This is a genomic window from Arthrobacter sp. 05N428_2 (genome assembly GCF_056397065.1).
In genome coordinates this window covers 283,537-306,824 of the sequence record NZ_JBFTMR010000004.1, presented here as the reverse complement: position 1 = coordinate 306,824, position 23,288 = coordinate 283,537, and the positions used below count along the sequence as shown (strand labels likewise).

The 23,288-nt window shown below is 66.5% G+C and carries 23 protein-coding genes; 15 read left to right on the top strand and 8 right to left on the bottom strand.

The window, feature by feature from the left end; translation table 11 throughout:
• Positions 1-157 precede the first annotated feature (157 nt).
• Genes AC1DGI_RS06225 through AC1DGI_RS06215 form a run of 3 tightly spaced genes read left to right on the top strand, consistent with a single transcriptional unit; the run spans position 158 to position 3,796 of the window.
• Positions 158-1,087: an ABC transporter permease gene (locus AC1DGI_RS06225; RefSeq protein ID WP_441400898.1), complete on the top strand. Its 930-nt coding sequence runs from the start codon at positions 158-160 to the stop codon at positions 1,085-1,087.
• Entirely contained in the window at positions 1,077-2,069 is a 993-nt protein-coding gene (locus tag AC1DGI_RS06220; protein ID WP_476898138.1) for an ABC transporter permease, read from the top strand. The genes AC1DGI_RS06225 and AC1DGI_RS06220 overlap by 11 nt, the downstream gene beginning before the upstream one ends.
• 11 nt (positions 2,070-2,080) lie before the next feature.
• Positions 2,081-3,796 (top strand): ABC transporter ATP-binding protein, encoded by a 1,716-nt coding sequence (locus tag AC1DGI_RS06215; protein WP_441400894.1) that lies wholly within the window; start codon positions 2,081-2,083, stop codon positions 3,794-3,796.
• A gap of 108 nt (positions 3,797-3,904) precedes the next feature.
• On the opposite strand, the gene AC1DGI_RS06210 is transcribed toward AC1DGI_RS06215, so the two are convergent.
• A complete protein-coding gene (locus AC1DGI_RS06210; RefSeq protein ID WP_476898137.1) occupies positions 3,905-4,789 on the bottom strand; it encodes an SGNH/GDSL hydrolase family protein in 885 nt (294 codons plus the stop codon).
• Positions 4,790-5,059: 270 nt separating this feature from the next.
• On the opposite strand from AC1DGI_RS06210, the gene typA reads away from it, so the two are divergent.
• From typA to AC1DGI_RS06195, 3 genes are all read left to right on the top strand, one after another.
• A complete protein-coding gene (gene typA / locus AC1DGI_RS06205) occupies positions 5,060-6,988 on the top strand; it encodes a translational GTPase TypA (protein WP_476898136.1) in 1,929 nt (642 codons plus the stop codon).
• Positions 6,989-7,018: 30 nt separating this feature from the next.
• A complete protein-coding gene (locus tag AC1DGI_RS06200; protein ID WP_476898135.1) occupies positions 7,019-7,393 on the top strand; it encodes a hypothetical protein in 375 nt (124 codons plus the stop codon).
• 443 nt (positions 7,394-7,836) lie between these two features.
• Entirely contained in the window at positions 7,837-8,646 is an 810-nt protein-coding gene (locus tag AC1DGI_RS06195) for a hypothetical protein (RefSeq protein WP_476898134.1), read from the top strand.
• A gap of 269 nt (positions 8,647-8,915) precedes the next feature.
• Here the strand turns inward: AC1DGI_RS06195 and AC1DGI_RS06190 are convergent, their stop codons facing one another.
• A complete protein-coding gene (locus tag AC1DGI_RS06190; protein WP_476898133.1) occupies positions 8,916-9,164 on the bottom strand; it encodes a putative acetyltransferase in 249 nt (82 codons plus the stop codon).
• Positions 9,165-9,316: 152 nt separating this feature from the next.
• Between AC1DGI_RS06190 and fdxA the strand changes: the two genes are divergently transcribed.
• The 5 genes from fdxA to AC1DGI_RS06165 all read left to right on the top strand — a co-directional run bounded on the left by fdxA (position 9,317) and on the right by AC1DGI_RS06165 (position 13,916).
• Positions 9,317-9,643 (top strand): ferredoxin, encoded by a 327-nt coding sequence (fdxA, locus tag AC1DGI_RS06185; RefSeq protein ID WP_441403110.1) that lies wholly within the window; start codon positions 9,317-9,319, stop codon positions 9,641-9,643.
• A gap of 12 nt (positions 9,644-9,655) precedes the next feature.
• A complete protein-coding gene (gene dapC, locus AC1DGI_RS06180; RefSeq protein ID WP_476898132.1) occupies positions 9,656-10,804 on the top strand; it encodes a succinyldiaminopimelate transaminase in 1,149 nt (382 codons plus the stop codon).
• Positions 10,805-11,033: 229 nt separating this feature from the next.
• Positions 11,034-12,317, top strand: coding sequence for a citrate synthase (locus tag AC1DGI_RS06175; RefSeq protein ID WP_476898131.1), 1,284 nt, complete (start codon positions 11,034-11,036; stop codon positions 12,315-12,317).
• Between the two features lie 209 nt (positions 12,318-12,526).
• Positions 12,527-13,234 (top strand): TetR/AcrR family transcriptional regulator, encoded by a 708-nt coding sequence (locus AC1DGI_RS06170; RefSeq protein ID WP_476898130.1) that lies wholly within the window; start codon positions 12,527-12,529, stop codon positions 13,232-13,234.
• 70 nt (positions 13,235-13,304) lie between these two features.
• The gene (locus AC1DGI_RS06165; protein ID WP_476898129.1) at positions 13,305-13,916 is read left to right on the top strand and encodes a hypothetical protein; all 612 of its coding nucleotides are present in this window, start codon (positions 13,305-13,307) and stop codon (positions 13,914-13,916) included.
• 25 nt (positions 13,917-13,941) lie between these two features.
• Here the strand turns inward: AC1DGI_RS06165 and AC1DGI_RS06160 are convergent, their stop codons facing one another.
• Together AC1DGI_RS06160 and dapD are read right to left on the bottom strand one after the other, a co-directional pair.
• Complete coding sequence (locus tag AC1DGI_RS06160; RefSeq protein ID WP_476898128.1) at positions 13,942-14,793, bottom strand: hypothetical protein; 852 nt, start codon at positions 14,791-14,793, stop codon at positions 13,942-13,944.
• A 65-nt stretch (positions 14,794-14,858) separates the two neighbouring features.
• Positions 14,859-15,869 (bottom strand): 2,3,4,5-tetrahydropyridine-2,6-dicarboxylate N-succinyltransferase, encoded by a 1,011-nt coding sequence (gene dapD, locus AC1DGI_RS06155; RefSeq protein ID WP_476898127.1) that lies wholly within the window; start codon positions 15,867-15,869, stop codon positions 14,859-14,861.
• Positions 15,870-15,967: 98 nt separating this feature from the next.
• On the opposite strand from dapD, the gene dapE reads away from it, so the two are divergent.
• Complete coding sequence (gene dapE, locus AC1DGI_RS06150) at positions 15,968-17,110, top strand: succinyl-diaminopimelate desuccinylase (RefSeq protein WP_476898126.1); 1,143 nt, start codon at positions 15,968-15,970, stop codon at positions 17,108-17,110.
• Between the two features lie 80 nt (positions 17,111-17,190).
• Here the strand turns inward: dapE and AC1DGI_RS06145 are convergent, their stop codons facing one another.
• The 4 genes from AC1DGI_RS06145 to AC1DGI_RS06130 all read right to left on the bottom strand — a co-directional run bounded on the left by AC1DGI_RS06145 (position 17,191) and on the right by AC1DGI_RS06130 (position 20,492).
• Positions 17,191-18,042: an amino acid ABC transporter permease gene (locus AC1DGI_RS06145; RefSeq protein ID WP_441402306.1), complete on the bottom strand. Its 852-nt coding sequence runs from the start codon at positions 18,040-18,042 to the stop codon at positions 17,191-17,193.
• Positions 18,039-18,686: an amino acid ABC transporter permease gene (locus tag AC1DGI_RS06140; protein WP_441402305.1), complete on the bottom strand. Its 648-nt coding sequence runs from the start codon at positions 18,684-18,686 to the stop codon at positions 18,039-18,041. Before AC1DGI_RS06140 ends, AC1DGI_RS06145 begins: the two co-directional genes overlap by 4 nt.
• A gap of 62 nt (positions 18,687-18,748) precedes the next feature.
• Entirely contained in the window at positions 18,749-19,648 is a 900-nt protein-coding gene (locus AC1DGI_RS06135; protein ID WP_441402304.1) for a glutamate ABC transporter substrate-binding protein, read from the bottom strand.
• 88 nt (positions 19,649-19,736) lie between these two features.
• A complete protein-coding gene (locus tag AC1DGI_RS06130; protein ID WP_441402303.1) occupies positions 19,737-20,492 on the bottom strand; it encodes an amino acid ABC transporter ATP-binding protein in 756 nt (251 codons plus the stop codon).
• A 154-nt stretch (positions 20,493-20,646) separates the two neighbouring features.
• Between AC1DGI_RS06130 and AC1DGI_RS06125 the strand changes: the two genes are divergently transcribed.
• From AC1DGI_RS06125 to AC1DGI_RS06115, 3 genes are read left to right on the top strand one after another with little or no spacing between them, the layout of a single operon-like run.
• Positions 20,647-21,534, top strand: a complete 888-nt coding sequence (locus AC1DGI_RS06125) for an LOG family protein (protein ID WP_476898125.1) — start codon at positions 20,647-20,649, stop codon at positions 21,532-21,534.
• A gap of 35 nt (positions 21,535-21,569) precedes the next feature.
• Positions 21,570-21,944 carry a DivIVA domain-containing protein gene (locus tag AC1DGI_RS06120; RefSeq protein ID WP_441402301.1) on the top strand — a complete coding sequence of 125 codons (375 nt, stop codon included), beginning with the start codon at positions 21,570-21,572 and terminating at the stop codon, positions 21,942-21,944.
• Positions 21,941-23,278 (top strand): hypothetical protein, encoded by a 1,338-nt coding sequence (locus AC1DGI_RS06115; RefSeq protein WP_476898124.1) that lies wholly within the window; start codon positions 21,941-21,943, stop codon positions 23,276-23,278. Before AC1DGI_RS06120 ends, AC1DGI_RS06115 begins: the two co-directional genes overlap by 4 nt.
• The last annotated feature ends 10 nt before the right edge of the window (positions 23,279-23,288 follow it).

Sequence of the window (23,288 nt, the reverse complement as noted above, 5' to 3'; positions counted from 1 at the left end):
CTTTATCCCTGACGGCCCAAGCCGCGGGCGTACTTTCGCAGCCCGGCGACCGTGACTGTTCCGGCGTCGGACCGCATCATTACTGAAAAGGTTCTTTGATGGACAACTCCGCCGCATCCCTGGACGGGATGCTTGCTGGCAAGGATGGGCTTCGCTGATGGCGACCTACATCCTCAAGCGCTTTCTCCAACTGATTCCCGTTTTTCTGGGTGCAACGCTGCTGGTCTACTTCCTGGTCTTCAGCCTCCCCGGCGACCCGATCGTCGCCCTGTTCGGCGACAAGCCGGTCAATGAGGCCGTTGCCGCGAAGCTGCGGGTCCAGTACCACCTGGACCAGCCGTTCTGGATGCAATACCTTCTCTACCTGAAGAGCATCTTCACCTTTGACCTCGGCCAGGACTTCTCCGGCCGGCCCATCGCCGCGGTGCTGGGTGAGGTCTTCCCGGTGACCGCCCGCCTCGCCGTGATGGCCCTGGTTTTCGAGGCCGTCTTCGGCATCATCTTCGGCCTGATCGCCGGTCTCCGCAAAGGCAAGTTCTTTGATGCGACCGTGCTGGTCGCCTCCCTGATCGTTATCGGCATTCCGATCTTCGTCCTGGGCTTCCTGCTGCAGTTCACCATCGGTGTGCAGCTGGGCTGGGCTAAACCGACGGTCAGCTCGGCGGCCACGGTGCAGGACCTCATCCTCCCGGCGATCGTGCTGGGCCTGGGCTCCTTCGCCTACGTGCTGCGCCTGACCCGCACGAGCGTCATCGAAAACATGAGCGCGGACTATGTGCGCACCGCCACCGCGAAGGGCCTGTCCCGGTTCCGCGTGGTCCGCGTCCACATCCTGCGAAACTCCCTGATTCCCGTCATCACCTTCCTTGGCGCCGACCTGGGCGCCCTGATGGGCGGCGCGATCGTCACCGAAGGCATTTTCAACGTGCCCGGCGTGGGCAACCGGCTGTACCGTGCCGTGCTGTCCGGCGAGGGCCCCACCGTGGTTTCGATTGTCACCGTGCTGGTGCTGATCTACTGCCTCTCCAACCTGCTCGTTGACCTGCTGTACGCCTGGCTTGACCCGAGGATCCGCTATGACTCCTGATTCCAACACCGCTCGGCAGGATGCTTCGGCGCCCGCCACGCGCCACATCGAGCACTTCGTCGCCGACTTTGCCGAGACGCCATTGCAGGCAACGGACAAGGTCAAGGAGGACCAGGCCCCGCTCAGCCTCTGGGCCGAGGCCTGGCGGAACCTGCGCAAGCAGCCGTTGTTCCTGATCTCCGCCTTCCTGATCCTGGTCGTCGTCGCGGTGTCCCTATTCCCGGGGCTCTTCTCGCCGATCGACCCGACCGCCGAGGCGTGCCAGCTGGCCAACTCCGACGGCGGCCCCTCGTCCGGGCACCCGCTGGGCTTCACCCAGCAGGGCTGCGACGTGTTTGCCCGGGTCATCTTCGGTACCCGTTCCTCCGTGACCGTCGGCCTGTTCACCACCATCGGTGTCCTCCTGATCGGCGGCATCATGGGTGCGCTGGCCGGTTACTACGGCGGCTGGGTTGACGCCGTCCTGGCCCGCATCAACGACATCTTCTTCGCCCTGCCGCTGATCCTGGGCGCCATCGTGGTGATGCAGCTGCCGATGTTCCGGGCCAACCGGACCGCGTGGACGCTGGTCCTGATCCTGATGACCTTCGGCTGGCCGCAGATCGCCAGAATCACCCGCGGCGCCGTCATCGAGGTCCGTAACGCGGACTTCGTGACCGCCGCAAGGTCCCTCGGCGTCTCCAAGTTCGGCGCCCTCATGCGCCACGTCATGCCGAACTCGCTCGCCCCGATCATCGTGGTCGCCACGATTTCGCTCGGCACCTTCATCGTCGCGGAGTCCACGCTGTCCTTCCTGGGCATCGGACTCCCGCCCAGCGTGATGTCCTGGGGCAACGACATCCAGGCCGCGCAGGCGTCGCTGCGGTCCAACCCGATGCCGCTGCTTTACCCGGCCATCGCCCTTTCCATCACCGTTCTGAGCTTCATCATGCTGGGCGACGCCTTGCGTGATGCTCTCGATCCCAAAGCGCGCAAGCGATGAAAGGGGATGCCATGAACGCCCCTGTTGAAATCCATGAAGAAGGTACGGCCGCCCGGCGTCCGCTGCTTGAGATCAAGGACCTGGCGATCAGTTTCAAGACCAGCGGCGGCGAGGTCAACGCCGTCCGCAACGCCCACCTGACGGTGATGCCCGGCGAAACCGTCGCTATTGTCGGCGAATCGGGTTCGGGCAAGTCGACGACGGCCCTGGCCGCCATCGGCCTGCTGCCCAGCAACGGCCGGGTCTCCGGCGGGCAGATCCTCTTCGACGGCGAGGACATTTCCAACGCCAGCGAAAAGCGCATGATCGAACTGCGCGGCAACAGCATCGGCATGGTCCCGCAGGACCCGATGTCCAACCTGAATCCGGTCTGGAAGATCGGCTACCAGGTCCGCGAGACGCTCAAGGCCAACGGCCTCCCGGACAGTGCGGACGACGTCGCGAAGGTGCTTTCCGAGGCCGGACTGCCCGACGCCGCGCGGCGGGCCAAGCAGTACCCGCACGAGTTCTCCGGCGGCATGCGCCAGCGGGCCCTGATCGCGATCGGCCTGTCCTGCCAGCCGCGCCTGCTCATCGCCGATGAGCCGACGTCGGCCCTGGACGTGACCGTGCAGCGGCAGATCCTGGACCACCTGGACAAGATGACCACCGAGCTGGGTACGGCCGTCCTGCTGATCACGCACGACCTCGGCCTTGCCGCTGAACGCGCGGACAAGGTGGTTGTGATGTACCGCGGCCAGGTCGTCGAATCCGGGCCTTCCCTGGAACTGCTGCAGAACCCGCAGCACCCGTACACCAAGCGCCTGGTTGCCTCGGCGCCGTCGCTGGCGTCGCGGCGCATCCAGGCGGCCAAGGAACTCGGCGTCGAATCCGAGGACCTGCTGGCACCCGATGAGGACGTCGTCGTCGCCTCTGCGATGCCGGATGAGGTCCTCCAGATTGAAAACCTGCGCAAGGTCTTCAAGCTGCGTTCGGGCATCGGCCGCTCCACCGACTTCACTGCGGTGGACGACGTCTCCTTCAGCGTCAAGCGCGGCACCACGACGGCGATCGTGGGCGAGTCGGGCTCCGGCAAGTCCACCGTGGCGCAGATGGTCCTGAACCTGCTCCAGCCCACTTCGGGCCGGATCGTGTTCGACGGCGTCGACACCTCCACGCTGAACAGCAAGGAAATCTTCGCCTTCCGCCGCCGTGTGCAGCCGATTTTCCAGGATCCGTACGGATCCCTCGACCCGATGTACAACATCTTCCGAACCATCGAGGAGCCGTTGCGGACCCACAAGATCGGGGACAAGGTCAGCCGCGAGAAGAAGGTCCGGGAGCTGCTGGACCAGGTGGCGCTGCCGCAGTCCACCATGCAGCGGTACCCGAACGAGCTCTCCGGCGGCCAGCGCCAGCGCGTGGCAATCGCGCGTGCCCTTGCCCTCGATCCCGAGGTCATCATCTGCGACGAGGCCGTCTCGGCCCTCGACGTGCTGGTGCAGGCGCAAGTGCTGAACCTGCTCGCCGAGCTGCAGTCCCGACTGGGCCTGACCTACCTGTTCATCACGCACGACCTTGCGGTGGTCCGGCAGATTGCCGACCACGTCTGCGTGATGGAGAAGGGCAAGCTCGTCGAGACCGGGTCCACGGACGACGTCTTCGACTCGCCGCAGCAGGATTACACCAAGGCACTGCTCAACGCCATTCCCGGCGCCGGGCTCATGCTTCCGCCGGAAGTTGCCTGATCCGGCCGGTGCGTTAAGCCAGGGAGCCGTTGTCCACCCCGCGGGGTGGGCACCGGCTCCTTCGGTTTGCCCGTTCGTGTTGACAGTGGTGTGCGGCTGCGCCGAAACTCAGCCGGCGGTGGCGGCGTCGTCCGCGCGGAGTCCCAGTTCCTGCAGCCGGCTGCCGAGCAGGGCGCCCAGGGCCGTGTGGCCCTCGGCGTTCATGTGCACGCCGTCGGCCAGCAGCCGGGTCAGATTGTACTTGGTGAGCCAGTCACCGACGCTGACGAAGGGGATTTTCTGTTTGGCGGCGATGGTCCCGAGCAGCGTGTCTACCTGGGTGCGGCGGCCGCCGCCGAAGTTCGCGCCGCGGGCGAGGGTGCCGATCATCAGCATTTTGGCACCGGGGTAGCGCTGCCGGAGGGCAGCGATCAGGCGGTCCGCGTTGGCAGCGATCTGGGCGTCGGTCGCGCCGCGGGCAGCGTCATTGCCGCCGCCCTCGATCACCACCAGGGGAGGGGCGCCATAGGGCAGCTTCCAGTCACCGCGTTGCAGGGCGTCGATGTAGTTTCCAGTCTTGCCGTTCGCCGCGACAAATCCGGTTCCCCCGAGGCCACAGAAGTACGCGTTGTAGCCGGCCCGGCCAAGTCCCTGCCGGGGCCACCCGATGACGGGTTCGGACTGCGAGTCACCGATCAGCACGGCCGTGTGCCGGATGTCCTTGACGATCACTTCGTCGCGGCCGTTGGCGGGATTGCGGTACACGGAGCCGGCGGGCAACGATTCGGGGTCCATCCGGGGGATGAGACCGGACTTCGGGCCGGCCCCGGCGGCCACGGGCTCGCCCGGAGCGCCGGCGGGAACACGGACGGCCTTGCCGCTGGCAGTGGGTGCGGTGGCGTCCGAGGAGGAAGCTGTATCGGATTGGGACGGGATCTGGCCGCAGCCGCCCAACAGTACGCCTACGGCGATCATCGGTGCGACGAAGCGATACAGGGCCGAGGCGTTGCGCATTGATGTCTCCGGACTGGCGTGCTGTTGTCACAGCTATCATGGGGCACGCCCGGGTCAAAACCTAGTGAGCTTTATCACTTTTTGGGCGTGTTTCGCGCCACGCGGCTACCGCAAGGCGCCGGCGCCGTCGTCGTTTTTTAGGCCAATAAATGCCCGAGCGTCTAGAATAGGGGGAAGGAGCCCTGTCTTTATGGGTTGATCCGTCGTGCGTTCCGGTTGGAAATGTCGCGATACAACAGCTGACTTCACCACTGAATCGAGCAATTACGCATGTCTGAAACCACCACCAACACCGCGGTCGCCACTGCATCGCGCAGTGACCTCCGCAACGTCGCGATCGTGGCCCACGTTGACCACGGCAAGACCACTCTGGTCGACGCCATGCTCAAGCAGACCAACTCATTTGCCGAGCATAACCACCTCGAAGACCGCGTGATGGACTCCGGTGACCTGGAACGCGAAAAGGGCATCACCATCCTGGCCAAGAACACCACGGTGGCCTACAACGGACCGTCCTCCAACGGCGAGACCATCACGATCAACGTGATCGACACCCCCGGCCACGCCGACTTCGGCGGCGAGGTCGAGCGCGGCCTGTCTATGGTCGACGGCGTGGTTCTCCTCGTCGATGCCTCTGAAGGTCCGCTGCCGCAGACCCGTTTCGTCCTGCGCAAGGCCCTCGCCGCGCACCTGCCGGTGATCCTGCTGGTCAACAAGACCGACCGCCCCGACGCGCGGATCGAAGAAGTTGTGCACGAGTCCATGGATCTGCTCCTGGGCCTGGCCTCCGACCTGGCCGACGAAGTTCCGGATCTGGACCTGGACAAGATCCTCAACGTCCCCGTGGTCTACGCTGCCGCCAAGGTCGGCCGCGCCTCGCTCGAACAGCCCGCCGACGGCTCTGCCCCGGAAAACGAGGACCTTGAGCCGCTGTTCAAGACGATCATCGACCACATCCCGGCGCCTACCTACAACCCGAACGGTGTCCTGCAGGCGCACGTCACCAACCTGGACGCCTCGCCGTTCCTTGGCCGCCTGGCCCTGCTGCGGATCTACAACGGCACCCTGCGCAAAGGCCAGACCGTGGCCTGGGCCCGCGCCAACGGCGAGCTCAAGAACGTCAAGATCACCGAACTGCTCGCCACCAAGGCCCTGGACCGCGTACCGGCCGAGTCCGCGGGCCCGGGCGAAATTGTCGCCGTCGCCGGCATCGAGGAAATCACCATCGGTGAGACCCTGACCGACGTCGACAACCCGCAGCCGCTGCCGCTGATCACGGTTGACGACCCGGCCATCTCGATGACCATCGGTATCAACACCTCGCCGCTGGCCGGCAAGGTCAAGGGCGCGAAGGTCACCGCCCGCCAGGTCAAGGACCGCCTCGACAAGGAACTGATCGGTAACGTCTCCCTCAAGGTGCTCCCCACCGAGCGCCCGGATGCCTGGGAAGTCCAGGGCCGAGGCGAGCTGGCGCTGGCCATCCTGGTCGAGCAGATGCGCCGCGAAGGCTTTGAGCTGACCGTGGGCAAGCCCCAGGTTGTCACCAAGACCGTCGACGGCAAGATCCACGAGCCGATGGAACACATGACCATCGACGTGCCCGAAGAGTACCTGGGTGCCGTTACGCAGCTGATGGCAGCCCGCAAGGGCCGGATGACCAACATGGCCAACCACGGCACCGGCTGGTGCCGCATGGAGTTCATCGTTCCGGCCCGTGGCTTGATCGGGTTCCGCACCAAGTTCCTCACGGACACCCGTGGCGCCGGCATCGCCGCCTCGATCTCCGAGGGCTACGAGCCGTGGGCCGGCCCGATCGAGTACCGCACCAACGGTTCGATGATCGCCGACCGCGCCGGTGTTGTGACGCCGTTCGCCATGATCAACCTGCAGGAACGCGGTTCCTTCTTCGTCAAGCCCACCTCGGAGGTCTACGAAGGCATGATCGTCGGCGAGAACTCCCGCGCCGACGACATGGACGTGAACATCACGAAGGAAAAGAAGCTCACCAACATGCGTGCGGCATCGTCCGACACCTTCGAGAACCTGACGCCGCCGCGCGATCTGACGCTCGAAGAATCGCTCGAATTCGCCCGCGAAGATGAGTGCGTCGAGGTCACCCCGGACGCCATCCGCATCCGGAAGCTCATCCTGGACACCAGCGAGCGCGCCAAGTCCAACCGTGCCCGCGCGAAGGTCTAAGTCCCGGACTCCGGGCTTCGGCTCTGCAACGTGACCAAGAGAGCTGCCGGTAGGGCAGGCGGTATTGCCGCCGCCCTGCCGGCAGCTCTTTTTGTTGCCCTGGCCGGCACTGCCCTGCACCGGCAAGCCGTGCCCGTCGCCGGCCTCGAACTGCCCTGGGGCGCCGTGGCCGCGCTGGTGTTGCTGGCCTCCGTGGAGCTGCTGCTGGCGGCGGCATTCCGGTCCGTTGTGCCGGCGGCAGTCTGCGGCGCAGGGTGCTACGCGCTGACGGGCTGGTGGGCCAAGCTGGAGCCGGGCCGGCGCCTGATCCTCGGCGACCTGGCCGGCAACCTCTGGATCTTCGGGATTGCCGTGGTGACGGTCGGCATGCTCACTTGGCGCCGCCGCTACGCCCGCGGGCGCTAGTGCCGCCGGGGCCGGAGTGCTTGGGTGCTGATGTGCTTGGGTGCTTGGGTGCTTGGGTGCTGGTGAGGCATAGTGCTGGTTTGGTGCCCGCCCGGATGGGACATGCCCATTTTTCATGCCCGGGAGTGGGCATAGTGGCATCATGTCCACTGCTGGCGCCGAGCACCGGACATGTCCTGGGCCGACCGAGGGACCTGTCCAGCGCTCACCCCGTCCGGATGGAGCATGCCCATTCTTGGATCCCGCGTCGGTGGGGCATGCCCGTTCTTCGCCCGTGTGGATGGGCACCCCTGGGGCAAGCCCATCGGCTGTGCCGAGCTCCCCGCCTCACCAGGCGAGGGGACGAGATGCCCAGCCGTGCGTCCCGGGACCGGGCTAAGACTTGTGCACATAGCGGAAACCGGGGCTGTGCCCTGTCCGCCGCGCGACGACACGATGGGCCCATGATCAAAATCAACGACGTGCTTGCCGACTACGACGGCGTGGCCCGCGCCAAGCACCTCGCTGCCGGCGGGGTGTCCGATTTCCAGCTCAAAGCGGCCTTAGGCAGCGGCGCCGTGGCCCGGGTGTCCCGGGGGGTTTACGCCCTGCCGACGGCGGATCCGCAACTCGTTGCCATCAGGTCTCTTCCTGCTGAGCCTACCTGCGTGAGTGCCGCCCAGTTTGGCGGTCTTTGGGTTCTCGAGCCACCCGAACAGCAGCATGTAGCCCTGACCCACAGCCGCAGCTACCCGGGCTTTGTCTGCCACCGCGCACCGGCGCCGCCGACACTTCTCGACGCCGTTGTCCAGAGCCTGCGTTGCTTGCCGGAATTGGATGGCCTCGTCATTGCCGAATCCGCGGTTGTCCTCAAGGGCCTCCCGCTGTCGGCCCTCCGACAGCGGCTATCGGGCCGCAACGACGCACGGGAGCGCCGGATCGTCGCTTCGATTGTTCCGCAGTCGCAGTCGGTCATCGAGTGCATGGCCCGCTTCCAGTTACGGCGGGCCGGGTTTCACGTCGAGTCACAGGTCAATATTCCCGGCATGGGCCACCTGGACCTCATGGTGGACGGCAGGCTGGGGATTGAGACGGATGGCGCCGGTTTCCACATGGACCGAACCAGCTTCGAAGAGGACCGACGGCGGTGGAACGTCACTACGCGGCTCGGCGTCCCTACGTTGGTCGTGAGCTATCCGTTGTTGAAATATCGACCGCAGGAATTCATCGCCATGGTCCGGGAAGCTCTGAGCCGACTCTCCGCTGCCGCCTAAGAACCAGAACGGCGCACGCAGGCACTGATGAACATGCCTGCACCACCGTTATCGTTGGACATGTTCCACTGTTCTGACCCCAAAAGTGATGTGCGGCGGCCAATGGCCCGCGAAAAATGGGCATGCTCCCCGCGCGGGGCCGGGAGCAATGAGCATGCTCTCCGCACGGAGCCGCGGATGGACATCGTGGGATTATGTCCATCGCTCCTCGGGAAGGGCGGGTATGTCCCACGGAAGGGATTAGGGGAGGGCATGTCCCACGGAAAGGGTTAGGGGAGGGCATGTCCCCGGGGGCGCCGCGGCGGGGCGGGGGGAACCCGCTTGGCAGCCACGACAAGCGCCAGTGGGATGACGACGTCGTCGTGCCGGGTACGGACCGTGCAATCAGCGTCGGCCCTGGCCACGAGCTCGCCGAGCGCGTCCGTAAGGCCACCCTCGATCCGATAGCGCACCACCACGCGGGTGCCCAGGGGCACGTCGGAGAGGAAGCGTTGCGGCTCGGGCGTCGTTGAAGTCACGTGTCCATCGTAGGGGGCGCGGGCACTGTGACGCCCGGCTAGGTTCGCGGGATCGGGCTGGGAGATAATAGGCTCAGAAGTCAGCAGTCCGGCGCCCAAGCCGGGAGCAAGAACCGGCGGAATGCCGGAACCAACGTGGAGAGGCCAGGGACGTGACGTACGTAATCGCGCAGCCGTGTGTTGATGTCAAAGACAAGGCATGTATTGAGGAGTGCCCCGTCGATTGCATCTACGAGGGTGAGCGTTCCCTGTACATCCACCCGGACGAGTGCGTGGACTGCGGCGCCTGCGAGCCGGTCTGCCCGGTGGAGGCCATCTACTACGAGGATGACACCCCCGAGGAATGGGCCGACTACTACAAGGCCAACGTCGAGTTCTTCGACGTGCTCGGCTCCCCGGGCGGCGCCGCCAAGATCGGCAACACCCACACGGACCACGCGATGATCGCCGCCCTGCCGCCGCAGAACCAAGACAACTAGGACGGCGCAACGGTGACCTCTGCGGTGCGCAGCTTCGGCCTCAGCCTGCCCGACTACCCGTGGGAAGCGATGGCGCCCTATCTGGCCCGCGCTGCCGCACATCCCGGCGGAGCGGCCAACCTTTCTATCGGCACCCCGGTCGATGACACGCCGGCCCTGGTGCAGGACGCGCTCCGGGCGGCGGCCAACGCCCCCGGCTACCCCACGGTGCACGGCACACAGGCGCTCCGGGAGGCCGTCGTGGCCTGGTTTGACCGCCGCCGCGGCGTCTCCGGGCTGGACCCGCAGCACGTGATGCCCACCGTCGGATCCAAGGAGCTCGTCGCCTGGCTGCCGTTCCTGCTCGGTCTCAAGCCGGGCGACGTCGTAGTCCGGCCGACGGTTGCCTATCCCACCTACGACATCGGTGCCACCTTCGCGGGCGCCGAGCACGTGGCCGCGGACGACCTCGACGAGCTCGACGCCGGCACCCGGGCACGCGTCCGCCTCGTCTGGGTTAACTCACCGGCCAACCCAACCGGCAGCGTCCGGGCCGCCGCGTCGCTGAAACGGATCGTCGATCAGGCCCGCGAACTCGGGGCGGTCGTCGCCTCGGACGAGTGCTACGCCGAACTTGGCTGGGGCGACTGGGACGTCCAGCGGGGCGGCTCCCCGGTCCCCAGCATCCTCGACCCCCGGGTGGCAGGGGAGTCCCACGAGGGCCTGCTGGCGGTCTACTCGCTCAGCAAACAGTCCAACCTGGCCGGCTACCGGGCCGCCTTCGTCGCCGGCGACGGCGCGATCATAGCCAACCTGGTTAACAGCCGCAAGCACGCCGGCATGATCGTGCCGTACCCGGTCCAGGAAGCCATGCGGGCGGCCCTCGGGGACGATGCCCACGTCGCGGCACAAAAGGACCTGTACCGCGGACGCCGTGAACGGATCGTCCCGGCCTTGGAGGGCTTCGGGCTGACTATCCACGAATCCCTTGCCGGGCTCTACCTCTGGGCCACGGCGGGAGAGGCCACCTGGGACACGGTCGGCAGGCTCGCGGACCGCGGAATCGTCGTCGGCCCCGGCGTCTTTTACGGGGACGCAGGCAACGGCTTCATCCGGGTGGCGCTGACCGCCACAGACGAACGGATCGACGCCGCCGTCGCGCGGCTGGCAACGGGACCGTAACAATGCTGTGATGCGGGGCACAAGAGGCGCGGTTTGGGCGCCTTCAAGGCGCCCCGGATTAGTGCCACCCGCGAACTGCCGGTAGTTTTTAACTGACTATCAATGGTGGCTTTCCACAAGAAGGCAGCGCAGCCGTTGGAATCCGTCCAGATACAGGTTCCGCGGGCAGCTTCACCAGATGTTGGATCAAGCTTTCAACAGGGGCCCCGACGTCCCATGAGGAGAATCCATGACTGAGACCACCAGCGCAACCCTGCGTTTTGACGGCGGCGAGCTCGAGCTCCCCCGCATCAAGGTTGTTGAAGGAAACGAAGGCTACGACGTTTCCAAGCTGCTGAAGCAGACCGGCGCCGTTGCCTTCGACCCCGGTTTCATGAACACCGCGGCCACCACCTCGGCCATCACCTACATCGACGGCGACGCCGGCATCCTGCGCTACCGGGGCTACCCGATCGAGCAGCTCGCCCAGCACTCCAGCTTCCTGGAGGTGTCCTACCTGCTGATTTACGGCAACCTGCCGACGCCGGCCGAACTGGAGGCTTTCGACCAGCGGATCCGCCACCACACCTTGCTGCACGAGGAGCTCAAGGGCTTCTTCAGCGGCTTCCCGCGGGACGCCCACCCGATGCCGGTGCTCTCCTCGGCGGTGTCCGCACTGTCCACGTTCTACCAGGACTCGCTGGACCCGTTCAACCCCGAGCACGTTGAAGTTTCCACGTACCGGCTGCTGGCCAAGATGCCGGTGATCGCCGCGTACGCCCTGAAGAAGTCCGTCGGCCAGCCCATGCTGTACCCGGACAACTCACACAACCTCGTGGAGAACTTCCTGCGCCTGAGCTTCGGTCTCCCGGCCGAGCAGTACGAGGTGGACCCGGTGGTGGCCAAGGCCCTGGACCTGCTGCTGATCCTGCACGCGGACCACGAGCAGAACTGCTCCACCTCCACGGTCCGGCTGGTCGGCTCCTCCAACGCCAACCTCTTCGCCTCCGTATCGGCAGGCATCAACGCCCTCTTCGGCCCCGCCCACGGCGGCGCCAACGAGGCCGTGCTCAAGATGCTCCGCCAGATCCAGGCGGACGGCATCAAGCCCGAGGACTACATGGAGAAGGTTAAGAACAAGGAAGACGGCGTCCGCCTGATGGGCTTCGGGCACCGCGTCTACAAGAACTACGACCCGCGCGCCAAGATCGTCAAGGCCACGGCCCACGAGATCCTCGGCAAGCTCGRCGGCAACGACGAACTGCTGGAAATCGCGCTCCGCCTGGAAGAAAAGGCCCTGCAGGATGACTACTTCATCCAGCGGAAGCTCTACCCCAACGTGGACTTCTACACCGGCCTGATTTACAAGGCGATGGGCTTCCCGGAGAAGATGTTCACCGTGCTGTTCGCGATCGGCCGCCTGCCGGGCTGGATCGCCCAGTGGCGTGAAATGATCAGCGACCCGAGCACCAAGATCGGCCGCCCGCGCCAGCTCTACACGGGAGAGCCGGAACGGAACTACCCCGCCGTCTAATCGGACCCGGACCAAATCGGGACCCAGACTAGATCGGACCCAGACTTAGACTGGACCCACGACGCCGGCCGCGCACCTTGAGCATGAGGTGCGCGGCCGGCGTCGTTTGTTGCGGCGGTAGCGGGCCGGAAGGGCGTGTGGGGCCGGAGTTGCTCCTGTGGCCGGCGCGGGGCGGACGGTTGGGGACACATCCGTGCTAAAAAGGAGCAATGCCCAAATTTGTCGACGCTGCTTTGCGGCGCCAGGATGTTGTCGATGCCGTGTTCCGGATCGTGGCTGCAGACGGGCTCGAACGGGCCTCGTTGCGAGAAGTCGCGGATGAGGCCGGGCTGGCCGTGGGTTCCGTGCGGCACTACTTTGCCAGCAGCGAGGAACTCCTCACCCACTCCTTTGGCGTTGTGGTGGACCGGATCACCGGCCGGCTCGAGGCCGCCGAAGTGCGTCTGGCCGGGGCTGCTCCGGGTTCCGCGGAGCACCGCCGCAGCGTGTTAACCCTGTTGGGGGAACTGCTGCCGTTGGACGAGGAGCGGGCCGTCGATGCCTGCGTCTGGATGGCCTTCAAGAACGCGGCCCGGACCCGGCCGTTCCTGGTCCCGGAGGCTGACCGCAGCCACCGTACCGTGGCCGCCGTCGTCGGCCGGCTGATGATGGAGCTGGCCGGCGGCGCCGCGGGAGGAGCCGACGCCGCGGGAGGAGCCGACGCCGCGGGCGGGACCGCCGCCGGACTGGACGGGTCCGACCAGCAGCAGCTGGTGACCGAGGCGGAGAGGCTCCTGGCAACCCTGGACGGACTGACCATGCACGCGCTGCTGCAGCCCGAATGGATGACGKCGCAAATGTGCCACGATGTGCTCGAGGCCCATCTGGCCAGCCTCGCCGGCCTCGGGAGCCGGACCGGCGCGCCCGCCACCCACTAACCTGCACCTTAACCTGCACCGGCTTCAGGAATAGACTGGGAAAGGACGTCTTGCCAAGGGAGGCAATCGGATGCATCATACGGGCGGACCCGGCTGGCGGATCACCATGGACACGTCAGGTCCGATGCTCATTGCACTGTATGTTCGCGACGCGGCCGGCTTGGAGGCCGTGGGCCATCCGGCACTCAGCCACGCGGCCCCGAAGGTCCGTCCCTGCGACCATGCGCACCTCATCGATGAGGTCGGCGGCATGGGCGCCCTGAAGACCGAGTGGGAGGCGTGGTGGGACCAGCTCCTGAAAGCGCACCCGGCCATGGAACCGGAGCTCGGGCCTCCGGGTTTCCGCGCCTTCGGCAATTCGCCGGCTCTCCGCCGCGTGCTGCAGGCCCACTTCGGTGCCGCGCTCAGCTGGGCGCGGGAGCGCCGGGGCGAGTACCTGGCCCTCGAGGCCGAACGTGACGCCGGCGGTGCCACCCAGCTCCTCGCCGACATGGTGGACGACCGGCTGCTCGAAGTCGGCCGGGCAGCGAATGACTTCGTGCTGACCATCATCGAGCTTCCCCTTGCCGAGCCGCGGGCCTGGTACCTGGAGCCGGACAAGATCATCATGAGCTCCGCGCTGCTGTCCGAGCCGGAGCTGTTCCGCAGTTACGTCCGGCCGGTCGTCGAACTGCTGGTCTGAGCCGGCCCGGAGCCGAAGTGGACGGCTACTGCTTCGGGTCCGCGGCCACCGTGATGGTGACCTGCCCGGCCGGCGCGTCGGCGGCTTGCCAGCCGTTGTTGGAGAGCCGGGTCCAGCCTTGGCCGTCCACCCGGACTTCGGTGATGGACAGCGCCTTGGCATTGGCCACCGCCCACTGCGCCACAGCCCAGGCTTGGGTGTCCTCGGCCGAAACCGTTACCGTCCTGCCCGCCGCCGATGCCGGGATGGCGCCGAAGTCCGCCGCCACGCGCTGCTGCACGAGGTTCGCGTCGCCGGCCGCGTCCGGCTTGCGCAGCGAGCAATCGAGGCCTTGCGCAGTGTGGCCGGTCAAGGCCGAGGCGAACGCCCGGGCCATCGCCTCGTGTTGCGCGTACGCGCCCGGATATGCCGACCGCTGGACCTGCTGGGCGGCCTCGGTGATGGGAAGCGACTCGAAGCCGGGGACCTTAACGAGCGCATTGTAGAAGGCGTTGGTGGCGTGGTATGGGTCCATCACTTCCTGCTCGGTGCCCCAGCCCTGCGAGGGGCGCTGTTGGAACAGCCCGCGGGAATCGGGGCCGGCCTGGTCGCCGTGGCCGATGTTGCGCAGCTTTGATTCCTGCATGGACGTGGCCAAGGCGATACTTGCCGCGCGTGCGGGCAGGCCGCGCCGGACCGCGATGGCGCTGATGAGCGCGGCGTTCGCGGCCTGGTCCGTGGCGAGGTCTTCGCCACCGGCGCCCGTGGCGGTGCAGCGCTCCGTGATCAGGGTCTCCGAGCGCTGCAGGAATCCCACGGCCGTGTAGATCGCGCCCGCCACCAGGGCCAGGGCGAGCAGCAGCACAACGCGTCGGCGCCAGCCCCCTCTGCGTGCCACTTAACTACTTCCTCGGGCCCCGCGGGGCCCTTCAATCCTTGGGTCGGTCGGTTTCCGGCCCATGCCTAGTTGGCGTGCAGAGCCTCGTTGAGCTCAACCGTCTGCCCCTGGCGGGGGAGTACCTCCACCTCGCCGCTGGTGGAGTTGCGGCGGAACAGCAGGTTGGCGATGCCGGAGAGTTCCAGCGCCTTGACGATCCGGCTGGTGTCCTCGCCGTCGGCGTCTTTCGGGCCGACCACGCGGACCCGGGTGCCGGCCGTGACGTAGAGTCCGGCCTCGACGACGGAGTCGTCGCCGATGCTGATGCCCACCCCGGAGTTGGCGCCCAGCAGGACCCGTTCGCCCAGGGAGATGGTCTCCTTTCCGCCGCCGGAGAGGGTCCCCATGATGGAGGCGCCGCCGCCGACGTCGGAGCCGTCGCCGGCCACCACGCCGGCGGAGATCCGGCCCTCGACCATGGAGGCGCCGAGCGTGCCGGCGTTGAAGTTCACGAAGCCTTCGTGCATCACGGTGGTGCCTTCGGCGAGGTGCGCGCCGAGACGGACCCGGTCGGCGTCGGCGATCCGGACGCCGGAGGGGATGACGTAGTCGACCATCCGCGGGAACTTGTCCACGCCGTAGACCGTCACCGCGCCGCGCTTGCGCAGTTGCGCGCGGGTCAGTTCAAAGTCCTCGACGGCGGCGGGGCCGAAGTTGGTCCACACGACGTTGGGGAGCTTGCCGAAGATGCCGTCCAGGTTGATGGTGTTCGGTCGAACGAGGCGGTGCGAGAGCAGGTGCAGGCGCAGGTACGCGTCGGCGGTGTCGGCGGGGGCCTCGTCGAGGTGGATCTGGACGAAGACCACTTTCTGCTCGGTGCCCCGTTCGGCGTCGTCGCCGTGGGCGGCGATGTCGAGGAGTGCCTGGTCCGCGTTGCCGACATCGCGCAGGCTTTCCGCCGCGGTTCCGAGAGCCGGCGCCGGGAACCAGACGTCCAGCACGGTGGCATCGCCGTTGCGGGTGACGATGGTCGCCACCCCGTAGCCGTAGGCGGAGCGGGCGTCGTCGGGCACAGCAGCAGAAGCGGTTTCAGTCATGCCCCCAAGTCTATAGACGGCCCCCGCGCTCCCCGAAACCCGTGACAGCCCGCTGGCATTTCGGCGGGCCGGAACGGGCGGCACTATACAGTGGAACGGTGACTGAACACCCAGCCCCCGCTGTACCCGCCCGCCTTGACCTGCGCCGCGACGTCGCCCTGCTGACCGCGGACATCATCGACATTTTCAGCGTCTCGGGGGCGGAACGCCGGCTCGCCGATGCCGTGGAGCATGCCCTCCGCTCCGTACCGCAACTGGAGCTGACCCGCGACGGCGATGCACTGATCGGCCGCACCAGCCTCGGCCGGCCCGAACGGGTCATCCTCGCCGGCCATCTTGACACCGTCCCGCTGCCGGGCACCGAGGGTTCGCTGGGCACCGTTCCGTCGTACTGGCCCTCCGGGGCGCCGGGGGAGGGCCTCTTGTACGGCCGCGGCGCCACCGACATGAAGGGCGGCGTCGCCGTGCAGCTCGCGCTGGCGGCCGGCCTGTTCGACGGCGGTGCGGAACCGGACAAGGACGTCACCTTCGTCTTCTACGACCATGAGGAAGTAGAGGGAGTCAAGAGCGGCCTCGGCCGGCTGGTCCGGAACCACGGATCCCTGCTCGGGGGCGACTTCGCCATCCTGCTGGAGCCCACGGCCGGGACCGTCGAGGGCGGCTGCAACGGCACCATCCGGTTCGAGGCGGCCACCCGGGGCCAGGCGGCCCACTCGGCGCGGGCCTGGATGGGCAGCAACGCCATCCACGCCGCGGCGCCGATCCTGGCCAGGCTGGCAGCCTACGAGCCGCAAACCGTGAGCGTGGACGGCCTGGACTACCGCGAGAGCCTCAACGCCGTGCGGATCAACGGCGGGACCGCGGGCAACGTCATCCCGGACCGCTGCGTCGTCGAGATCAACTACCGTTTCGCGCCGGATAAGACCCTGGACCAGGCCGAGGAGCACGTGCGCGAGCTGCTGGCCGGCTTCGAACTGGTCCGCACCGACGGTGCGTCCGGTGCCCGCCCCGGACTGAACCACCCCGCCGCCGCGTCCTTCGTGGCGGCCGTCGGGGCCGAGCCGAAGCCCAAGTACGGCTGGACCGACGTCGCACGATTCAGCGAACTGGGGGTACCCGCCGTTAATTTCGGGCCGGGAGACGCGCTGCTGGCGCACACGGACGATGAACACGTCGACGCCGAAGCGGTCCGCGAGTGCCTGCGGGCGTTACGGAGCTGGCTGGGCGTCCAGCCCTCCTGAGTCAGCTGGAACGAAGAAGGTCCGGAACCCCTTGGGTTCCGGACCTTCTTCGTTGCGCAGGGTATCTGCTGCTGACGGGGCTAGACGCCCTTGTCGGCGGCAGTGACTGGCATAACCACTACGCCCGGCTGACGTGAAAGCCTCTTCTCAAGCCACTTGGCGATCGCGGCCAGGATCAGGCACATCCCGACGTACAGGACACCCGCGACGATGGCCGCCGGGATGATCGGGGAACCGTACTGGATCTGACTGCCGAAGTACTTCGCCTGGAAGAGGATCTCGTTGTAAGTCACGATGAACCCGAGCGCGGTGTCCTTGAGGATCACCACCAGCTGGGAGATGATCACCGGGAGCATGGAGCGGATGGCCTGCGGAAGTAGGATGCTGGTCATGACGGCGCTCTTGGGCAGCCCGATCGCGTAGCCGGCCTCGCTTTGTCCGCGCGGCAGGGACTCAATGCCGGCCCGGAAAACCTCGGCCAGGACGGAGCCGTTATAGAGCACCAGCCCCGCGACGACGGCGGTGAACGGCGTGATTCCCTGCACGCCTACGGTGGGCAGGCCGTAGTAGAAGATCATCATGAGGATCAGCAGCGGCACTGCCCGGAAGAGCTCCGTGAAGCCATAGCAGGGAAGACTTATCCACCGGCGGTCCGAGAGGCGGCCGAATGCTAGGAAAACACCCAGGATCAGGCTGAGGACGGCCGCGGTGCCGAATGCGGCCAGCGTGGCCCCGACTGACTGGGCGATGGTCTGTTGCACCAGCGGGAAAGTGAACAGCTGCCATTTCTTGGCTTCGAACTGGCCGCTTTCGGCGAAGCGCAGCACGACGAAGCCGATGATCAGCAGGATCACGAGGGCCGTAAAGACGCCGAAGATCCGGTACCGCGAGCGGGCCTTGGGACCGGGGGCGTCGAAGAGGACTGAACTCATCGGGCGACCTTCCACTTCTGTTCAAGCTTTCGCTGCAGGGCGGAAAGGATGAATACAAGGATGATGAACACCAGCGCGATCCACAGGAGGCCGGTCAACGCCGGTTCGCCGCGCTCGGAGAGGTTTGCCCGGATCGCTCCGGCCTCGAAAACGGAGAAACCCGCAGCAACTGTCGTGTTCTTGAGCAACGCGATGAACACGCTGAACATTGGCGGTATCACGGCGCGGAAGGCCTGCGGCAGGATCACGAGGGTCAGGGTCTGGGTAAACGGCAGCCCGATGGCGCGGGCTGCCTCGGCCTGGCCCACCGGGACCGTGTTAATGCCGGACCGGACGGACTCGGCAACGTAGGTCGCGGTGTAGAGGCTGAGGCCGACGATGGCCGCCGTCATGAAATCTATGGGGACCAGCCCGAGTTTGGGGTAGCCGAGGGCAAAGAAGAAGAGCACCAGGGTCAGCGGGGTGTTGCGGACCACGTTGATGTACAGCGTAGCGGCGGCCCGCATGGCCGGGACGGGTGAGACGCGAAGGGTCGCGACGACGGTGCCGAGGATGAGGGCAAAGATCGCGGAGAAAAAGAAGAGGATGAGCGTGTTCCGGAACCCCGTGACGAAGAGGTCCGAATTGTTCAGCAGCGTATTCACAGAATCGTCGCTTTCGGCAAGTGCTCGGGGGGCGGCCGCCTGGCCGCCCCCCGAACGTTGGTTTAGTAGTTCTCTACTGCGGGCTGCTGGACCTTGGTGCCCGACTGGCCCAGCGTCTGGTCGTAGAGCTTCTGCCAGACGGTGCCGCCGTCGGTGAACGTCTTGTTGATGAACTGACGCAGCGCGGTGTCGCCCTTCTTGAGGCCGACGCCGTACTTCTCAACGGTGAACGGCTGGCCTACCACCTTCAGGCTGTCAGGCTCCTGGGCGGCGTAACCGAGCAGGATGGCCTGGTCGGTGGTGACGGCGTCGACCTGTCCGCTCTTCAGAGCCTCGACGCACTGCGAGTAAGTATCGAACTCGGTGGTCTTGGTGCCCGGAAAATTGGCCTTGATGTTCTGGATCGGCGTGGAACCGGTCGCCGAGCAAACGTTCTTGCCGGACAGGTCCTTCTCGCTGTTGATGGTCGAGTTGTCCTTCTTCACCAGCAGGCCCTGCCCGGTAACGAAGTACGGGCCGGCGAAGTCGATCAGCTGCTTGCGCTTGTCGGTGATGGAGTAGGTGCCGACGTAGTAGTCGATGTCTCCGTTGGTGATCGCCGACTCGCGGTTGGCGGAGGGGATCGGCTTGAACTCGATCTTGTCCTTGCTGATGCCGAGGGAAGCCGCGATCCACTTGGCGATTTCGATGTCGAAACCGGTGTATTCGCCGGTAGCCGCGTCCTTGAAACCAAGTCCGGGCTGGTCCTGCTTGACGCCGATCCGAACTTTGCCGCTGGACTTGATGGCGTCAAACGTCGGGCTGCCGGAAATCGAGACGTTGTCGGCGACCTTGTAGGGCGCCTGATCCGTGCTGGACGGGCTAGCCCCGCCGCCACTTCCGCCACACGCGCTGAGGGAAAGTGCCAGCGCCGCAGTTGCTGCGACGAGCATCGGCTTCTTTCGGGTAAAGAAATTCTTCATCAGATACCTTTCATAGGGTCGGCCGCCTCACGGCGCCCTGGGTGCGAACTCTGCGGAAGTTCAGGAGTGAGGGTAGAAGAGGAGTGGATCAGTGCGTCAGCAGCTTCGACAGGAAGTCCTTGGCGCGGCTGCTCTTGGGGTTGGTGAAGAATTCCTCGGGGCTGGCGTCCTCGACGATCTGCCCGTCGGCCATGAAGACCACCCGGTCGGCCGCCTTGCGGGCGAAGCCCATCTCGTGCGTGACCACGATCATGGTCATGCCCTCCTTGGCCAGCTGGACCATAACGTCAAGGACCTCATTGATCATTTCCGGATCCAAAGCGGAGGTGGGCTCATCGAAGAGCATCACCTTCGGTTTCATGGCCAGGGCGCGGGCAATCGCGACGCGCTGCTGCTGGCCGCCGGAAAGCTGCGCCGGCAATTTAGGCGCCTGGACCCCGACGCCGACCCGTTCCAGCAGCGCCATTGCTTCCTTGTCAGCCGCAGCCTTGGCCACGCCCTTGACTTTGATGGGCCCAAGCGTGACGTTTTCGAGGATCGTTTTGTGCGCGAACAGGTTGAAGGACTGGAACACCATCCCGACGTCGGCGCGCAGCTTGGCCAGTTCCTTGCCCTCGGCGGGCAGCTCCTTGCCGTCGATCTTGATCACGCCGTCGTCGATGGTTTCCAACCGGTTGATGGCACGGCAGAGCGTTGACTTGCCGGAGCCCGAGGGGCCGATGACAACGACGACCTCTCCCTTGCGGACGTTCAGATTGATGTCCTTGAGGACGTGCAGCTGGCCGTAATGCTTGTTCACGGCATTCAGGGAGACGAGGGCATCGCCGGGCACTTGAGTAGTCATAGGAAGAATCTAGCGAACATTAGCCGAGTATGACGCCAATCACTCGGAGTTGGTCCACATCGTGACCCAAGAGATATCCGCAGGCCAGCGTCCTGCTCCGCCGGAATCCGGGCCGAGGCGCAGCGGCGTCGGACCGGAAAATCCGCGCTAGCCTATGGGAATGAGTACCGAACCACAGCCCACTCCAGAGCAGAACCCCGCGGGAACCGCAGGCCCCGGCCGTCGGGATGTCCCGCCAGCCAACGGCATCCGGCATAAGGGGCCTCTGGAGCTGCGGCGCAAGGCGGCGAAGGTGACGATGTCGGACCGGACGCTGCTGGACACCAAGGGCCCCGGCCAGTTTGTACACACCGACCCCTGGCGGGTGCTCAGGATCCAAAGCGAATTCGTGGAAGGCTTCGGCGCGCTCGCCGACCTGGGACCCGCGGTCAGCGTGTTCGGTTCCGCCCGGACCCAGCCGGGCAGCCTCAACTACGAACTGGCCGTCGACGTCGGGCGAAGCCTGGCCGAAGCAGGCCTGGCGGTCATCACCGGCGGCGGGCCGGGATCGATGGAGGGCGCCAACAAGGGTGCGGTACAGGGCAACGGGGTCTCGGTGGGGCTCGGGATTGAACTGCCGTTCGAGCAGGGCATGAACCAGTGGGTGGATCTGGGCATCAACTTCCGCTACTTCTTCGCGCGGAAGACCATGTTCGTGAAGTACGCGCAGGGATTCATCGTGCTGCCGGGCGGGCTCGGCACCCTCGATGAGCTCTTCGAGGCCATGGTCCTGGTCCAGACCCGGAAGGTGACGTCCTTCCCGATCGTGCTGATCGGCACTGCCTTCTGGAACCCGTTGCTGGAGTGGCTCCTGTCCACCCTGGTTGGCGAGGGCATGATGGCGGAGGAGGACCTCGACCTGGTGCAGGTCGTTGACGACCCGGCGCTCGCCGTGGAGCTGATAGTCGAAGGCGCCGCCCGGCACCGCAATCCGACTGGAAGCGGGACCAGTGCGAACGGCAGCACGGGGAGCGGCGCCGCCGACAGCAGCCCGCGGGCCTGAACGGCGCGTCCGGCCGGGTCTGGCACGATGGAGCTGTGAGTTTCTTCCTGGTCTTCGTGGCGATCGTGCTGGCCGCCGTCGCCATTCTCGTCGGCACCGACCTGGCGCCGCGGATTTTCCGCCGCCGCACCGCCGAACAGCCCTTCGAGGACGGTTTCGACGAGCCGGTGGCTTCACTGCCGGCCGTCCTGCTCCCCGCTGATGCCAAACCCGCCGACGTCGACCGGATCCGCTTCGCGGTCGGCGTCCGCGGCTACCGGATGGACCAGGTGGACCAGGTTCTCGACGAGTTGCGGGACCAGATTGTCCGGAAAGACGGCGAGATCGCCGCCCTGCGGACTGAGCTGAACAAGCCGCGTCCGGGTCAGCCGCTGCCGGAACGCAAGCCGGCCCCGGACCCGGCCCCGTGAACGGAACGGCCCAGGACGGCCGGACCCTGGCCGTTCGGAGCCGGATCGTTGCCGCCGGTGCCCGCACCGCCCGCTGGCCCTGGTGGCTGCAGCTCGGCAGCCTGTACCTCGCCGCCCGTCTGATCAGCGCCTGTATCTTCATGGCCGCCGCCCTGCAGCAAGGCGTGAATCCGTGGTTTCCGCCGAAGCCGGACTACTGGAACTTCATCAACATCTGGGACGCCCGCTGGTACGCCGAAGTCCTCGGCCACGGCTATCCCGCCGCGCTGCCGCTCGACAACGCGGGCAACGTCCAGGAGAACGCCTGGGCGTTCTACCCGCTCTTCCCGCTGCTGGGCCGTTCCCTGGCCGCGCTGACCGGGATGGCCCCCGCCGCCGCGCTGACGGCCATTGCGATGCTCTCCGGCTTGGCGGCCGCCCTGGTCATCTATCGGGTGTTCCGGTGGCGCGCGTCGCACCGCACGGCGCTGTGGGGCGCGGTGTTCGTGTCCACGTTCCCGGTTTCGCCCGTCCTGCAGGTGCCGTACGCCGAATCGCTGAACCTGCTGCTGCTAGCCGCGGCGCTGCTGCTCGTGGTGGGCCGGCGTTACCTGTGGGCCATGCCGGTGGTGCTCCTGATGTGCCTGTCGCGACCCACCGGTGTGCCCTTCGCCGCCACGGTCGGACTGCTGTTCATCTACCGCGCCTATCCGCACCTCCTGGTCCTGATCCGCGGCCGCTCCTTGGCCGCCGCCGCGGGTGCGCAGGGTCCCGTCCCGGGTGCGGAGCATCCCGCGCCGGGCGAGGTGGAACCCGCGGCCGCCGACACGGGACAACACAGCCGTCGCGAGCTGTGGTCGCTGGCCGGGCTGACCGCGGTCAGCGGGCTCGCCGCGCTGCTTTGGCCCGGAATCGCCTGGGCCGTCACGGGCGACATCCAGGCCTACACCAAGACCGAAACTGTCTGGCGGGGCCACGACCTGGTGCCCTTCAAACCGTGGTTCGACACCGGCATCTTGCTCTTCGGGCCGGTCCTTGGGCTCTTCGCGCCGTTCGTCTTCGTGGGCGCCTTCGTCCTTTTGATGCGGTCCCGGCCGGTGGTGGCGCTGGGCGCCGAGCTCAGGCTATGGTGCGTTTGCTACATGGGCTACCTGCTGGTCTTCCTGCACCCACAGACCAGCACCTTCCGGATGCTGCTGCCGCTGTTTCCGCTGGCACTCAGCGCGGCCCTGGTTTCGCGCTCCCGCGCCTACCGAGGGACGGTTGTTGTGATGTTTCTGCTGCTTCAGGTGGTCTGGGTGGTGTGGCTGTGGGCGTGGGCCCAACTGCCCGGCGGCGGCGACTACCCGCCGTGATGCCCGACAC

What these genes read in the sequence shown, in the direction of transcription:
- AC1DGI_RS06225 (WP_441400898.1), top strand. Translation starts at nt 158, where the DNA reads ATGGCGACCTACATCCTCAAGCGCTTTCTCCAACTGATTCCCGTTTTT.
- AC1DGI_RS06220 (WP_476898138.1), top strand. Translation starts at nt 1,077, where the DNA reads ATGACTCCTGATTCCAACACCGCTCGGCAGGATGCTTCGGCGCCCGCC.
- AC1DGI_RS06215 (WP_441400894.1), top strand. Translation starts at nt 2,081, where the DNA reads ATGAACGCCCCTGTTGAAATCCATGAAGAAGGTACGGCCGCCCGGCGT.
- AC1DGI_RS06210 (WP_476898137.1), bottom strand. Translation starts at nt 4,789, where the DNA reads ATGCGCAACGCCTCGGCCCTGTATCGCTTCGTCGCACCGATGATCGCC.
- typA (WP_476898136.1), top strand. Translation starts at nt 5,060, where the DNA reads ATGTCTGAAACCACCACCAACACCGCGGTCGCCACTGCATCGCGCAGT.
- AC1DGI_RS06195 (WP_476898134.1), top strand. Translation starts at nt 7,837, where the DNA reads ATGATCAAAATCAACGACGTGCTTGCCGACTACGACGGCGTGGCCCGC.
- AC1DGI_RS06165 (WP_476898129.1), top strand. Translation starts at nt 13,305, where the DNA reads ATGCATCATACGGGCGGACCCGGCTGGCGGATCACCATGGACACGTCA.
- dapD (WP_476898127.1), bottom strand. Translation starts at nt 15,869, where the DNA reads ATGACTGAAACCGCTTCTGCTGCTGTGCCCGACGACGCCCGCTCCGCC.
- AC1DGI_RS06145 (WP_441402306.1), bottom strand. Translation starts at nt 18,042, where the DNA reads ATGAGTTCAGTCCTCTTCGACGCCCCCGGTCCCAAGGCCCGCTCGCGG.
- AC1DGI_RS06135 (WP_441402304.1), bottom strand. Translation starts at nt 19,648, where the DNA reads ATGAAGAATTTCTTTACCCGAAAGAAGCCGATGCTCGTCGCAGCAACT.
- AC1DGI_RS06130 (WP_441402303.1), bottom strand. Translation starts at nt 20,492, where the DNA reads ATGACTACTCAAGTGCCCGGCGATGCCCTCGTCTCCCTGAATGCCGTG.
- AC1DGI_RS06125 (WP_476898125.1), top strand. Translation starts at nt 20,647, where the DNA reads ATGGGAATGAGTACCGAACCACAGCCCACTCCAGAGCAGAACCCCGCG.